This window comes from Hymenobacter bucti (assembly GCF_042681145.1).
Classification (GTDB): domain Bacteria; phylum Bacteroidota; class Bacteroidia; order Cytophagales; family Hymenobacteraceae; genus Hymenobacter; species Hymenobacter bucti.
In genome coordinates this window covers 660746-674758 of sequence record NZ_JBHUFD010000018.1, presented here as the reverse complement: position 1 = coordinate 674758, position 14013 = coordinate 660746, and the positions used below count along the sequence as shown (strand labels likewise).

At 63.3% G+C, this 14013-nt stretch carries 11 protein-coding genes and 2 tRNA genes; 8 read left to right on the top strand and 5 right to left on the bottom strand.

Annotation, left to right across the window (positions count from 1 at the left end):
• Positions 1-29: 29 nt before the first annotated feature.
• The 4 genes from ACFSDX_RS22010 to gap form a co-directional block, all read right to left on the bottom strand.
• On the bottom strand, positions 30-374 hold the full coding sequence (locus ACFSDX_RS22010) for a translation initiation factor (protein ID WP_382317528.1): 345 nt from the start codon (positions 372-374) through the stop codon (positions 30-32).
• Positions 375-386: 12 nt separating this feature from the next.
• The gene (locus tag ACFSDX_RS22005; RefSeq protein WP_382317526.1) at positions 387-1175 is read right to left on the bottom strand and encodes a DUF3050 domain-containing protein; all 789 of its coding nucleotides are present in this window, start codon (positions 1173-1175) and stop codon (positions 387-389) included.
• A gap of 136 nt (positions 1176-1311) precedes the next feature.
• The gene (locus ACFSDX_RS22000; RefSeq protein ID WP_382317524.1) at positions 1312-2187 is read right to left on the bottom strand and encodes a diacylglycerol/lipid kinase family protein; all 876 of its coding nucleotides are present in this window, start codon (positions 2185-2187) and stop codon (positions 1312-1314) included.
• A 145-nt stretch (positions 2188-2332) separates the two neighbouring features.
• Entirely contained in the window at positions 2333-3340 is a 1008-nt protein-coding gene (gap, locus tag ACFSDX_RS21995) for a type I glyceraldehyde-3-phosphate dehydrogenase (RefSeq protein WP_382317522.1), read from the bottom strand.
• A gap of 252 nt (positions 3341-3592) precedes the next feature.
• Here gap and ACFSDX_RS21990 point away from each other — a divergent pair.
• Both ACFSDX_RS21990 and ACFSDX_RS21985 read left to right on the top strand, forming a co-directional pair.
• Positions 3593-3664, top strand: a tRNA-Glu gene (locus tag ACFSDX_RS21990).
• Between the two features lie 53 nt (positions 3665-3717).
• A tRNA-Glu gene (locus ACFSDX_RS21985) sits at positions 3718-3789 on the top strand.
• Between the two features lie 640 nt (positions 3790-4429).
• Here ACFSDX_RS21985 and ACFSDX_RS21980 read toward each other — a convergent pair.
• A complete protein-coding gene (locus ACFSDX_RS21980) occupies positions 4430-5446 on the bottom strand; it encodes a 2-hydroxyacid dehydrogenase (RefSeq protein WP_382317520.1) in 1017 nt (338 codons plus the stop codon).
• Between the two features lie 202 nt (positions 5447-5648).
• On the opposite strand from ACFSDX_RS21980, the gene ACFSDX_RS21975 reads away from it, so the two are divergent.
• The 6 genes from ACFSDX_RS21975 to ACFSDX_RS21950 all read left to right on the top strand — a co-directional run bounded on the left by ACFSDX_RS21975 (position 5649) and on the right by ACFSDX_RS21950 (position 13976).
• Positions 5649-6473 (top strand): universal stress protein, encoded by an 825-nt coding sequence (locus ACFSDX_RS21975; protein WP_382317518.1) that lies wholly within the window; start codon positions 5649-5651, stop codon positions 6471-6473.
• A 90-nt stretch (positions 6474-6563) separates the two neighbouring features.
• Complete coding sequence (locus tag ACFSDX_RS21970) at positions 6564-7316, top strand: SDR family NAD(P)-dependent oxidoreductase (protein WP_382318219.1); 753 nt, start codon at positions 6564-6566, stop codon at positions 7314-7316.
• A gap of 47 nt (positions 7317-7363) precedes the next feature.
• Positions 7364-7666, top strand: coding sequence for a hypothetical protein (locus tag ACFSDX_RS21965; RefSeq protein WP_382317516.1), 303 nt, complete (start codon positions 7364-7366; stop codon positions 7664-7666).
• A 134-nt stretch (positions 7667-7800) separates the two neighbouring features.
• Positions 7801-10203, top strand: a complete 2403-nt coding sequence (locus ACFSDX_RS21960) for a phosphoketolase family protein (RefSeq protein ID WP_382317514.1) — start codon at positions 7801-7803, stop codon at positions 10201-10203.
• A gap of 193 nt (positions 10204-10396) precedes the next feature.
• On the top strand, positions 10397-13039 hold the full coding sequence (locus ACFSDX_RS21955) for a cation-translocating P-type ATPase (protein WP_382317513.1): 2643 nt from the start codon (positions 10397-10399) through the stop codon (positions 13037-13039).
• Positions 13040-13130: 91 nt separating this feature from the next.
• A complete protein-coding gene (locus tag ACFSDX_RS21950) occupies positions 13131-13976 on the top strand; it encodes a universal stress protein (RefSeq protein ID WP_382317511.1) in 846 nt (281 codons plus the stop codon).
• Positions 13977-14013: the final 37 nt, after the last annotated feature.

Genomic DNA, 14013 nt, shown 5'->3' with positions numbered 1-14013 from the left:
ACGCCAATTACCCCATTACCTATAGCACCCTACCCCCCTATCTGCTTGGCTTTGTAGCCTTCTTTCAGAAGAATCTCCAGCACTTTGGCGCGGAAGTCGCCTTGGATTACTACTTCGCCATCTTTGGCGCTGCCGCCCACGCCGCACTTGGTTTTGAGGAGTTTACCTAGGGTCTGTAAATCTTCCTCCCGGCCCACGAAGCCCGTGATGAGCGTGACCTGCTTGCCGCCGCGCTGCTTCTTATCAAGCTGCACGCGCAGCTGCTGCTGCTGGGGCGGCAGGGTGGTGGCCTCGGTGGGCTCGTTGGTTTGGTAGCTAAAGTCGGAGTTGGTTGAATAAACTACTCCCTGGCGCTGCGGCTGGTCTTTTTTCATAGTGGCAAAGGTCTATGCGGCGGCCGGCTCTTTGGCCAGCGCCGCCGCTATGCCATCCCAGAGGGCCACGCGGGCGGCCATGCCTTGGGCGGCCACGTCGGCGGCCTCGCGCCAGCGGGTGGCATCGGTGCCGCAGAGCTCGCGCACCATTTGGTGAGCCAGCGGCGCGTGGTGGTCCTCATCGAGCTCGATGTGGCGGTTGAGGTAATAAATAAACGTGTCGAGTTGGCCCGGAAAACGCTGCCCTAGGTCAGCTACCAAGTTGCGAAACATGTCGGGTATCACATCCTCCCGCCCGAAAGTGAAGGCGGCGGCCACGGCGTGCGTGTGCCCGCTGGCAATGACCTCAAACGTGTGCTTTACAAAGGCTTGCACGTTGGCCGGAGCTTCAGCGGCACCTAGGGCTTCCGTGACGCTGGCCCCTTGGGCCAGGGCCGCCAGCAGGCGCTCGGCGGGGGCGGTGTCGGCCCCGGCTTCGCGCATGGCGCGTAGGTACAGCTCGAAGTGGCTGGTGGGCCGGCCCTCGGGGTCGAGGTCAGTTTCTTCTTCCAGCACGATGTCGTTGATGAGGCGGCGCGTGGCGGAATTGCCGGTGGGCACCCACGGCAGCGTCACGCAGGTGAGGTCGCGCTGCAAGGCTTTGAGCAGCGACATAAAATCCCAAACCGCGAATACGTGGTGGCTCATGAACACCCGCAGGTCGTCGAGCGACTGAATGCGGCGGTAGAGCGGGTGGTCGACCATGCGCTGGCGGGCGGGCCGCAACTGCGTTTGCAGCTCCTGAATAAAATCCTGAGACATTGGGTTAGTAAAACTTAGCGAAGACAGAACGGCCTGATAACCATTTAACGGCTCTTTTTGTCCAGTTTTTTCCCGAAAAAATGGCGGCCGCGTCCACATTTATGCCATCAAAACCGCCCTACGTTGCCGGCGGGCCTCACATGGCCACCTCCAGCGCCAGCGGCAGCAAGTCGATAACGAACTCGGTGGCGTGCCCTAGGTAGTCGCCATCGGCGTGGTAGCCGATGGGCGCGGCGGCCCGCACCGTGGCGTGGCTGGTGTGGCTGTAGGCCGCGCCGCCCGTGCGCGGCAGCGTGCCCAGGGCCATACCCATGGCCACCTGCACCGCCCGCCAGGGCGGCAGCGCATTGATGAGGCACATATCGAGCAGGCCATCCTGGAGGCTGGCATTGGGGGCGATGTACACGTCGTTGCCATACTGCGAGGCGTTGGCAAAGGCCAGCACGTAGCAATCGGTGCGCAGCGTCTGGCCGTTGGTATCAACCGCTATCGGCACGGGCTCAAACGTTTTATATTCCTGCAACGTCACGCGCAGGTAGGTGCTGAGGCCCCGCGAGCCAGCCTGCGCAAATTGCTGGCTCACCCGCGCGTCGAAGCCTAACCCCGCCGTGCAAAAGAATGGCCGGTCATTTATGCATCCCACATCCATGCGGCTGAAGGCGGGCTGCCTCAGCCGCCGCAGGGCGGCCCCTAGGTTCAGCGGCACCTTCAGGTGGCGGGCCAGGCCATTGCCCGAGCCGCGGGGCACGATGCCCATAGCGGTATTTTCCTGATGCAGAAGCCCTTGCCCTACCTCATTCACGGTGCCATCGCCGCCCACGGCCACTACCACCCGACAGCCGGCCTGGGCCGCCGCGCGGGCCAGTTCGGTAGCGTGGCCGGGCCCTTCGGTGGGGCGTAGCAAGTAGTCGCCGCTGGCTTCCGAGCCAAAGTATCGCGCCAGCAGCGCCGGAAACTCGGCCCGGCGGCCAGTACCGGCCATCGGATTAAAAATAAAACAGGTACGCGGCATAAAACACGCAAGGCTACCAAGGGCAACCCATCAGGCCAGAAAATAAAAAGGCCTGCCTAGCAGGCAGGCCTTTTTTTAGTGATTAGTGGGTAGTGATTAATTATCAGCAGCTAATCACTACCCACTACTCGTTAATCACTACTAATTACCCTACCATTTTCTCACCCAGCTTCTGGATGAGGTCGGCGGTGCGGGTCGAGTAGCCGGTTTCGTTGTCGTACCAGCCCACTACTTTGGCCAGCGTGCCATTGGTCGAAGTCAGCTCCGAGTCGAAGATGCACGAATGCGGGTTGCCCACGATGTCGATGCTCACAATCGGGTCGGTGGTGTACTCCAGAATACCTTTCATGGCGCCGTCAGCGGCCGCTTTGATGGCGTCGTTGATTTCCTGCTTGGTGGCTTCTTTCTTCAGAATCACGGTCAGGTCAGTCAGCGAGCCGTCCGGCACGGGCACGCGCATGGCGATACCATCGAGCTTACCTTTCAGGGTAGGCAGCACCAGGCCCACGGCCTTGGCAGCCCCGGTCGAGGTCGGGATGATGCTGTAGGCAGCGGCGCGGGCGCGGCGCAGGTCTTTGTGAGGCGCGTCTTGCAGGTTCTGGTCCGAGGTGTAAGCGTGCACCGTGGTGATGTAGCCTTTCTCGATGCCAAAAACATCGTCTAGCACCTTGGCCATCGGGGCCAGGCAGTTGGTGGTGCAGCTTGCGTTCGAGATGATGGTTTCGTCACCCTTTAGGGTGTCCTCGTTCACGCCGAGTACTACCGTGGGAATGTTGCCGGTTGCCGGGGCCGAGATAACTACCTTTTTGGCACCCGCCGTAATGTGCTGACCAGCGCCGGCTTCATCCACAAAGCGGCCCGTGCTTTCGAGCACAATGTCGACGCCCATGTCTTTCCAGGGCAGCAGCTTGGGGTCGCGCTCGGCCAGGGCCGCGATGTGCTGGCCATTTACGGTCAGGCTATTGTCGTCGTAGCTCACCGTGCCGTCGAAACGGCCGTGGATGGAGTCATACTTGAGCAGGTGAGCCAGCGTCTTGTTGTCCGTCAGGTCGTTGATAGCCACAATCTCCACGTTGTCGCGCCCAAGCAGCGACTTGAAGGTGAGGCGGCCAATGCGGCCGAAGCCGTTGATGGCGACTTTAATTTTTGCCATTGTTGTTGGGAAAAATGGAAGTAGGGCGGGCCGCCCAAGCGGCACCAATGAAATACGGGGCGAAGGTAAGGGGTAGGGCGAGTTTACCGCCTATCCGTCCTTGTGTCTCCTGCCCGCTTCAACAAATAATGCCCCTGCGCAGTTTTTTTCCGGCTGAAAATCAGCGCAGTTTTAATGCCCAGACATTTTTATCAAGGCCAGTATTTGCTTTGAAGCTATGTTTTCGTACCTTTGCACCACCGAAACAAAAACGGTCCGTTCGTCTAGGGGTTAGGACAGTAGATTTTCATTCTACCAACAGGGGTTCGATTCCCCTACGGACTACTTCGAGGCTATCCCCTCACCGAGTAGTTACACTTGCTATATCACCATAACCCGGTCCGTTCGTCTAGGGGTTAGGACAGTAGATTTTCATTCTACCAACAGGGGTTCGATTCCCCTACGGACTACACCAAGTCGCTGAAAAGCGCAAAACAAAAGCCTCTCAGAGCCTCTGAGAGGCTTTTTTGCGTCTTAGGAGTACCACTTGCGCATAGGACTGTCCCGGCCGAAGAAGTGCAATCGCTTCTTATTGAAGCACTGCTCTTTTGGGAGCGAGCAAGTTTCCAATTTCAATAGTGCGGCCTCTCACCTGGTCGATGTTCGCCTCCTTACCAAGGAATTACGGAGTTACAGCCATGCCCGAGGTAGGCGCCAGCAGCGGCCCTGCTGCCGGACACAGCACTAAGCCGCCGAGCCTACCTAGGCACGGCATTGCGCCGAAGAGCATGGCTAGCAAGCCCACCGCGCCGCCGGGTACACCACCCTAAAAGGGTTAAGGCCACGCTCGACCACGCCGACAGGCACCGCGTATTTGGGACCGGCGCGGTCGGGTATAAAGACAATTGGCCGGCCCGTAAGAGCATCAGCTTATTGATACACCTAGGATGTTGCCAAGGCCTCGGTCGGCACACCAGCGGCCGGGGCCAGCTCCGGCAACACAACCGCTGAATGCCGAGTGGCTGGGCTAAGAAATGAAAGCGGAACAAGTCTCCTGGGCAATGACGCAGGCTGGGTAGTAGAGCAAGTAGCTTTCTTTACAACAAGCACCTAAGCCAAGGCGGTTACTGCTGGGGCGGGCAGTATCTCATTGGCGGTAAGCTGCCCGGCCAGCCAGCAGCCCAGCGTTTCGAGGGTAGTGGCGGCGATGTTGGTGAGCGCGTCGTGGGTCAGGAAGCCCTGATGGCCGGTTACGAGCGCATTGGGAAGGGCCAGCAGCCGCCCCAGCAGCTCATCTTGCAGGGGGTGCTGCGAGTGGTCATTGAAAAATAGGCCTTTCTCGTGCTCGTACACATCCAGCCCTAGGTAGCCCAGCTGGCCCGATTCGAGGGCCACGAGGGCCGCCGCAGTATCGAGCAGCGCGCCCCGACCCGTGTTGATAAGCATGGCCCCGCGCTTGAGGCGGGCCAGCCGGGCGGCGTCGAAGAGGTGGCGGGTAGCGGAGGTGAGCGGCGCGTGCAGCGAGATGACGTCGGACTGGGCACAGAGCTCGTCCAGCGGCACGTAGGTGAGGCCGTAGCGCTGGGTGAGGGTGGCATCGGGTTGCACGTCGGTGCCCAGCAGGCGGCAGCCGAAGCCGTGCAGCAGGCCCGCCAGCGTGCCGCCAATGGTGCCGCAGCCCACGATGCCCACCGTTTTGCCGTGCAGGTCGAAGCCCACGAGATTGTCGAGCCGGAAGTCGGCGCGGCGCACCTGGGCATCGGCCTGGCGCAGGTGGCGGTTGAGGGCCAGCATCAGGGCCAGGGCGTGCTCGGCAATGGCGAAGGGCGAATAGTGGGGCACGGTGGCCACGCGCAAACCCAGGCGGTGGGCGGCGGGCAGGTCCACGTTATCGTGGCCAGCGGCGCGCACTAGCAGGTAGCGCACACCCAGCGCCGCGAGCTTTTCGAGCACCGGCTCAGAGGCGTCGTCATTCACAAAAACGGCCACGGCGGTGCTGCCGGCGGCCTGCGCAGCGGTGTCCAGAGTCAGGGCCGCGTCCAAAAAAGCCAGGGCGGAGTGGCCCTGCGCGGCGGCGGTGAGGTAGGGACGCTCGAAGGGATAGGCGCTGAAAACGGTAATGGTCATGGGCGGTGGTGGAGGGGCAGCCAGCAGCTGGAAAAAAGGTGCCCGAGGCCGGCGGCCGGCGGGCGATGGCACAAGATTACGCCCCCGCCTAGGCCGGCAACTTGATGAAAATCATGCGGTGGGCTTGACTTTCCGCATGCCGATGGCAGCCCGCCCGCCGGTCCTTTGCCAGTGATTTTACCCCTGTGTTAATCACCGCCCCATGACGCCTTCGCTGCTCATTCTCACCGACTTCTTCCAGGCCGCCGACCGGGCGCTCGACTACGCTACCAACCTGGCCGCGCCGCTCGGCGCGCGGCTGGTGCTGCTGCACGTGCGCCGCGATTCTATTCTCGACCCGGAGATACTCACCGGTACATTTTCGAACCTGAGCCAGGAGGCGACTAATCTGGCCCTGAGCCGGGTAGCCAGCGACCTGGCCGTGCCGGTAGTGGTGGAGATTGGCCACGGCCGCGTGGCGGTGGCCGTGGCCGACGCCGTGAGCCGGCACCATCCGCTGCTGGTGGTGCTGGGCCGGGCCGACTACGCCGACATCCCCGACGAGCTAGTGCACACCACGGCGCTCGACATTCTGCGCACGGCGCCCTACCCCCTGCTGGTGGTGCCGGCCGCTGTGGCCACCACGGCCCCACCCCAGCGCGTGCTGCTGGCCCTCGACCGCGAGGCTTTCACGCTGGGTGACTATGCCGGCATGGCTCGCCACCTGCTCAATACCCTAGGGGCGAAGCTGACCGTGGTGCACGTGGCCGCCCACCCCGGCCCCGCGGACCGGGCGGCCGAGGTGTTGGAATCGGTGCGGTGGACGGGGCTGGCTATCGACCTGCCCACGCCCGTGCGCTTCCGCCACTCCACGGCCACCGCGCCGGCCGAGGGCATTCTGGCAGTGGCCCAGCCCGAAGACTACGATTTGGTGGTGGTGCTAGCGCGGCCCCGCAGCTTTTGGGGCGAATTATTCCACCACAGCGTCACGGCGCAGGTGCTGAAGCACAGCACCATCCCGGTGCTGGTACTACCCACCGAGGCCTAGCCGCCCCAGGGCCCGGCATGCAGCCGGGCATCGCTTTAACAACCGAGCGGGCCGTTACCAGCCCACCATCACGCATTTTTTATGAAACTGATAAACAACGATTTGCAAGGTAAAACCGCCCTCGTTACCGGGGGCGCTTCGGGCATTGGCAAGGCCGTAGCCCAGCTCTATGGGCAGTACGGCGCCAACGTTATGGTGTCGGACATCGACGAAACCCAGGGCCAGCAGGTGGCGGCCGAGATTGAGGCCGCCGGCGGCAAAGCCCGGTTTTTTCGGGCCGACGTGGGCGACCCCGCCCAGTGCCGGCAGTTGGTGCAGGAAACGGTGGCCGCTTTCGGTAGCCTCGACGTGGCCTGCAACAACGCCGGCATCACGGGCGAGATGAGCCTGACGGCCGACATGTCGCTCGAAGGCTGGCAGCGCATCATTAATGTGAACCTGAACAGCGTCTTCTTCTGCCTCAAGTACGAGCTGGAAGTGATGCTAAAGCAGGGCCACGGCGCGATTATCAACATGTCCTCCATCCTGGGGCAGGTGGGCACGCCCACGCTGGCGGGCTACGTCACGGCCAAGCACGGCGTGGTGGGCCTCACCAAAACGGCGGCCATGGAATACGCCGCCCAGGGTATCCGCATCAACGCCGTGGGCCCCGCCTACATCGACACGCCGCTGCTCCAGGGTTTCAGCCCCGAAACCAAGGCCGGGCTGGTGGCGCTGCACCCCATCGGCCGGCTGGGCCGGCCCGAAGAGGTGGCCGAGCTGGTCATCTGGCTCAGCTCCGAGCGGGCCTCGTTCGTGACCGGCGCCTACTACCCGGTCGACGGCGCTTACCTCGCCAAATAGCACCTAGTCAAGTGCTTAAGCTATTATCGCTTTCCTATCAAATTTCAATGAAACTCGCCGCAACAACCCCCACCCCAAAGTTCGAGCTATCTCAAAACCTATCTGCCGAACTGGATGAGTTGACCAAGAAGCACGCCCGGCAAATGCGGAAGCTGCTGGCTGGCTCCGCGAAGAAGCTAGCCAAAAAATTTGAGCGCCTGCTGGCCAAAGAGCAGCGCGCCCGCGCCCGGCAGCAGCGCGAAGTCGCCAAGGCCGCGGTGCAAACCCTGGTATTACAGGTCCACGAAGTCTTTGTTGGCTCGGTGGTGCAGGCGCACCGGGCAAGCCACCCCGGCGCCCTGGCCGCCTAGGGTACCCTACTGCAAAAGCAGCGCGGTGGCCCCGGTCGGCCGGCTCACGCCAGCGGACCGGAACCACCGCGGAAACTACGCCGGTCGACCCATTAGCGTCAACGAAGAACCCATCCAAAACCCTCCCAGCCTCTATGGAAACTACCCTCCTCGCGCCGGCCCCGGCCCTGGCTTTTGCTACCCCGCTCGCGCCCGATACCCTCCGGCTTATCGATGCCTACTGGCGGGCGGCCAACTACCTATCGGTGGGCCAGATGTATTTGTACGACAATCCCTTGCTGCGCGAGCCGCTGACGCTGGCCCACATCAAGCCGCTGCTGCTGGGGCATTGGGGCACTACGCCGGGCCAGAACTTCATTTACACCCACCTCAACCGGGTAATTAGCCGGTACGACCTGGACATGATTTACGTCTGTGGCCCCGGCCACGGCGGGCCGGCGGTGGTGGCGGGCACCTACCTGGAGGGCACGTACAGCGAGGTGTACCCCCACATCAGTCAGGACGAGGCGGGGCTGCGAAAGCTGTTTCGGCAGTTCTCGTTTCCGGGCGGCATTTCGAGCCACGCGGGGCCCCAGACGCCGGGCTCCATCCACGAGGGCGGCGAGCTGGGCTACTCGCTGAGCCACGCCTTCGGGGCGGTGTTCGATAACCCCGAACTCATCGTGGCCTGCGTGATTGGCGACGGCGAAGCCGAAACCGGCCCGCTGGCCACCGCCTGGCACGGCAACAAGTTCCTGAACCCCATCAGCGACGGCGCGGTACTGCCCATTCTGCACCTCAACGGCTACAAGATTTCCAACCCCACGGTGCTGGCCCGCATCACCCACGAGGAACTGGACCAGCTGCTGCGCGGCTACGGCTGGACGCCCTACTACGTGGAGGGCCACGAGCCCGAGCTGATGCACCAGGCCATGGCCCTGGCGCTCGACGAGGCCGTGGAAAATATCCTGGCCATTCAGCACAACGCCCAGTCGCAGACCGAGCCTACCCGGCCGCGCTGGCCGCTCATCGTGCTGCGCTCGCCCAAGGGCTGGACCGGCCCCAAGGAAGTGGATGGCCAGCCCAACGAAGGCTCTTTCCGCGCCCACCAGGTGCCGCTGGCCGTGTCGGCCGATACGCCGCCCGCGCACCTGGCGCAGCTAGAAGCCTGGCTGAGAAGCTACCGGCCCGAAGAGCTATTTGACGAAGCCGGCCGCCTGCTGCCCGAGCTAGCCGAGCTGGCCCCCCTAGGTGCCCGCCGCATGGGCGCCAACCCCCACGCCAACGGCGGCTTGCTGCTGCAACCGCTGCACCTACCCGATTTTGCCGACTATGCCGTGGCCGTGCCCGCACCGGGCACGGTAGAAGCCAGCGATACGGGCACGGTAGGCAAATTTCTGCGCGACATCGTGCAGCGCAATTCCGCGCCGCGCAACTTCCGCATCTTCGGCCCCGACGAGACACTTTCCAACAAGCTAGGGTCGGTGTTTGAGGTGACGAACCGGCAGTGGGACGCCGACACGGCCGCGCACGACGAGTTTCTGGCCCCCGCGGGCAGCGTGGTGGAAATGCTAAGCGAACACCAGTGCGAAGGCTGGCTGGAAGGCTACTTACTGACCGGCCGGCACGGACTGTTCAACAGCTACGAGGCGTTCATTCACATCGTCGATTCGATGTTCAACCAGCACGCCAAGTGGCTGAAATCGACCGCCGAGATTCCGTGGCGCCGCAACATCGCCTCGCTCAACTACCTGCTCACCAGCACCGTGTGGCGGCAGGACCACAACGGCTTCACGCACCAGGACCCCGGCTTTATGGACCACGTGGTGAACAAAAAAGCTAGCATCGTGCGGGTGTACCTGCCACCCGATGCCAACTGCCTGCTCTCGGTAATGGACCACTGCCTGCGCAGCCGCCACTACGTGAACGTCATCGTGGCCGCCAAGCACCCCGCTCCGCAGTGGCTGAGCATGGACGCCGCTATCAAGCACTGCACCCAGGGCATCGGCATCTGGCCCTGGGCCAGCTCCGACGCCGGCCAGGAGCCCGACGCCATCATGGCCTGCTGCGGCGACGTGCCCACCCTCGAAACCCTGGCCGCCGTCTCCATCCTGCGCGAGCACCTGCCAGAGCTGAAAATCCGGGTCGTGAACGTGGTGGATTTGCTGCGTCTCCAGCGCAGTATCGACCACCCGCACGGCCTGAGCGATGCCGACTACGACGCGCTGTTCACCCGCGACAAGCCGGTGATTTTCGCCTTCCACGGCTACCCCTGGCTGGTGCACCGCCTCACCTACAACCGCCCCAACAACACCCACTTGCACGTGCGCGGCTATAAGGAAGAAGGCACCATCACGACGGCCTTCGACATGACGGTGCTCAACGAGCTAGACCGCTTTCACCTGGTAATGGACGTGCTCGACCGCGTGCCCCAGCTCGGCAACCGCGGCGCGCACCTCAAGCAGCTGCTCAAGGATAAGCTCGTGGAGCACAAGCAGTATATCTACCGCCACGGCCAGGACATGCCGGAGATTCAGGACTGGAAGTGGGTGGGGTAAAGGGGAGAAATGATGAGGAATAAGTAAGCAAGAAGGCGGTCATGCTGAGCGCAGCGCAGCGGAGTCGAAGCATCTTGGCTGGGTTACTAACTCCCAGACGCTAGCAACGAAGCGGGCAAGATGCTTCGACTCCGCTGCGCTGCGCTCAGCACGACGATTTCGGACCCTAGCCAAAAACACACTTAGTTGATTTATGGACTATTACCTCACCCCCGTGGCCGACGTAGCCGCCGAGCTGGCGACCTCGCCGGCCGGCCTCGACGTGGCCACGGCCGGGCAGCGGCTGGCCGAGCACGGCCCTAACCAGCTGACCAATTCGCACCAGAAAACCATCTGGCAGTTGGTACTGCACCAGCTCTCCGACGTGATGATACTGGTGCTGCTGGCCGCCGCCGGGATGTCGGTGCTCATTGGGGAGGCCAAGTCGGCCTACGTCATTCTGGCTATCGTGGTACTTAATGCCATCATCGGCTTTGTGCAGGAGTACCGGGCCGATAAGGCCATGGAGGCCTTGCAAAAGATGGCCGCCAGCCACGCCCAGGTACTGCGCGACGGCCAGACCCAGCAGGTGCCCACGGCCGAGCTAGTGCCCGGCGACGTGGTGCTGCTCGAAGCCGGCAACGTCATTCCGGCCGACGTGCGCTTTCTGGAAACCCACGCCCTGAAGGTGGACGAGTCGTCGCTGACCGGCGAATCCAGCAACGTGGAAAAAACCGTGGCCGCGCTGCCGCCCGGCGAGTACCCGCTCGGTGACCGGCTCAACTTGGGCTACAAGGGCACGTCCGTCACTAATGGCCGGGCCACGGCCTACGTGGTGGCCACCGGCATGGGCACCGAGTTAGGCAAAATTGCGACCCTCATCCAAACGGCGGAGGTGGTGACGCCGCTGCAAAAGCGGCTGGGCACCCTGGGCAAGCGTCTCTCGGTGGTGGCGCTGGTAGTGGGAGCCCTGTTTTTCGGGATTGGCTGCCTGCGGGGCGAGCCCTGGGAAAACCTGCTGCTGGTCGCCATCTCGCTGGCCATCGCGGCGCTGCCCGAGGCGCTGCCAGCATTGGTTACCATCTCGTTAGCCCTAGGGGCCGGCCGGCTCATGAAAAGCCACGCTCTGATGCGCAAGCTGCCCGCCGTGGAAACCCTAGGGTCGGTTACCTATATCTGCACCGACAAAACGGGCACGCTCACCCTCAACCAGATGACGGTGGAGGCTCTCTACGAAGTGCCTGCGGTGCAGCTCGACGGGCTGGCCGACCGCAACGGGCTCCTCACGGCGATGGCCCTCAATACCGACGCCAGCCACGACCCAGAGAACCACTGGCTGGGCGACTCGACCGAGGTGGCGCTGGCCCGCTACGCGGAAGAAAAGGCCTACGCCCGCCCCGCCCTGGAAGCGCAGTTTCCGCGCCTGGCCGAGCTGCCCTTCGACTCGGAGCGCAAGTGCATGACCACCCTGCACCAGACCCCGCAGGGCGTGCTGGTACTCACCAAAGGAGCGGCCGGCTCGTTGTATAAGCAGCTCACCGCCAGTCAGCAAGGCAGCCTAGCCGACCTCACCCAACGCGTGGATGCGCAAGCCTCCCAGGGCTACCGGGTGCTGGCCTACGGAGCCAAGCTACTGCCCGAACTACCCGCCGACCTCACCCCGGCTACTGTCGAAACCGACCTCACTTTTCTGGGCTTCGCCAGCCTGATTGACCCACCTAGGGAAGAAGCCCGCCAGGCCGTGGCCGAGTGCAAGGCCGCCGGCATCATCCCCGTCATGATTACCGGCGACCACAAGCTCACCGCCCAGGCCATTGCCGAGAAGCTCGGCATTATTTCTTCCAAAGAAGAGCTGGTGCTAACCGGCCCCGAACTGACCGCGCTGGATGAGCCCGCCTTTGCCACCGTGGTGGAAAAAGTGCGCGTGTACGCCCGCGTAGACCCGGCCCAAAAGCTGCGCATCATCAACGCATTGCAGGCCAAGCACCAGTTCGTGGCCATGACTGGCGACGGCGTGAACGACGCGCCGGCCCTCAAAAACGCCGACATCGGCATCGCCATGGGCATCAACGGCACCGAGGTGGCCAAGGAAGCGGCAGCCATGATTCTGCTTGACGACGACTTCGCCACCATCGTGGAGGCCGTGAAGCACGGCCGCCGCATCTACGACAACATCCTCAAGTTTATCCGCTACATTTTGGCGGGCAGCGTGGGCGAAATCACGACCCTCTTTTTTGCGCCGCTGCTGGGCCTGCCCATCACGCTGCTGGCCATTCACATTCTGTGGATTAACCTCATCACCGACGGGCTACCCGGCCTGGCGCTGGCCTACGAGCCCTCCGAAAAGAACAGTATGCAGCGCCCGCCCGTGGACCCGCGCCAGACCATTTTCGCCGACGGCCTGGGCTGGTTCATTATGGGCGTGGGGCTGCTGGTGGGCGGCCTCACCATCGGGATGCAGGCCTGGTCCATCCAACAGGGCCTACCCCACTGGCAAACAATGGCCTTTACCGTGCTCTGCTTCAGCCAGCTAGGCTTGGCGCTGGCCATCCGCTCGCGCCGCGAGTCCATTTTTAGCCTCGGGCTGCTTTCCAACAAGCCCATGCTAGGCGCCGTGGCCTTGACCGTGGCGCTGTACCTGCTCATCATTTACGTGCCGTTCGGCAACCACCTCTTCAGCACCCAGCGCCTCACGGTGGCCGAACTGGGCATCACGCTGGCTTTGTCCAGCCTAGTGTTTTGGGCAGTTGAGCTGCAAAAGCTTATCAGCCGACGGCGCGGGGTGGCTATGGCTTCGCAAGTGGCAGCAGCGGCTACCTCGCTACTGCCGAAATCTGCTGCGCTCGCGCCGGCCTAGGTATCTGACAAAAAGCAAAGAGGCTGATTATTTAATTACCCAAGCAGCGATAGCCTACCTAGGCTATTGCTGCTGTCTTACCCCGTTACTTATGCCGCCCGCCCTTGTTGTGCTCACCGATTTCTCGCCTGCCGGTGACCGGGCCTGCGCCTACGCCGCCGCGCTGGCCGCCCCGCTAGGGGCCGCGCTGCACCTAGTGCACGTGTTTTCGATGCCCTTCACCAGTCCCCGTATGGCGGTGGCTATGCACGAAGCCATCGCTGAGCACGTGCAGGAAGACAGCTGGCTGCTTCAGCAAAAGGCTAGCGAGCTGCCCTTGCCGGCCACCACGCAAATAATCGAGGCAGACTGGGCGGGCGCCGTGGCGCAGGTCGTGGCCGAGTACCATCCGTTGCTGCTGGTCGCGGGCCTCACCGCCACTGATGGCCCCTTTGACGAATGGCAGAGCAACCGCCCGCTGCCGCTGGCTCACCAGACGGGCTACCCCCTGCTATTGGTGCCCGAAAACCTACCCCTGGCCGCGCAGCACCCGCCCCGCCGCCTGCTGCTGGCCGTGGAGGACCGGGCTTTTCAGCTCTCGCCCGAGGCGCAGTCACTAGGGCCGCGGCTGGACATTTTGGGCTGCCAGGCATTCGTGGCTACCGTCGTATCGCCCGACGCGCCCCCGGCTGGCCAGGCCGGGCTGCGCGCGGCCCAGCAGTGCGGCCTAGCCGCGGCCCTCACCAAGGCCAAGCTGCGCCAGGTAGTGGACGCGCAACCAGCCGCGGGCATCTGGCAGGCCGCCGATGAGGTAGAAGCTGACCTGGTGGTGCTGCCCGACCAGGGCCACGGCTGGGCGCACAAAGTATTCAGCGGCAGCGTCATCGCCGACGTGGTGCGCTACTCGCAGGTGCCCGTGCTGCTGCTGGCCGCGCACCTATGGTCTAAAACTGACTAGCGCCGCTTGCCCACTCTTCTCTTCTTCAAATTCTCTA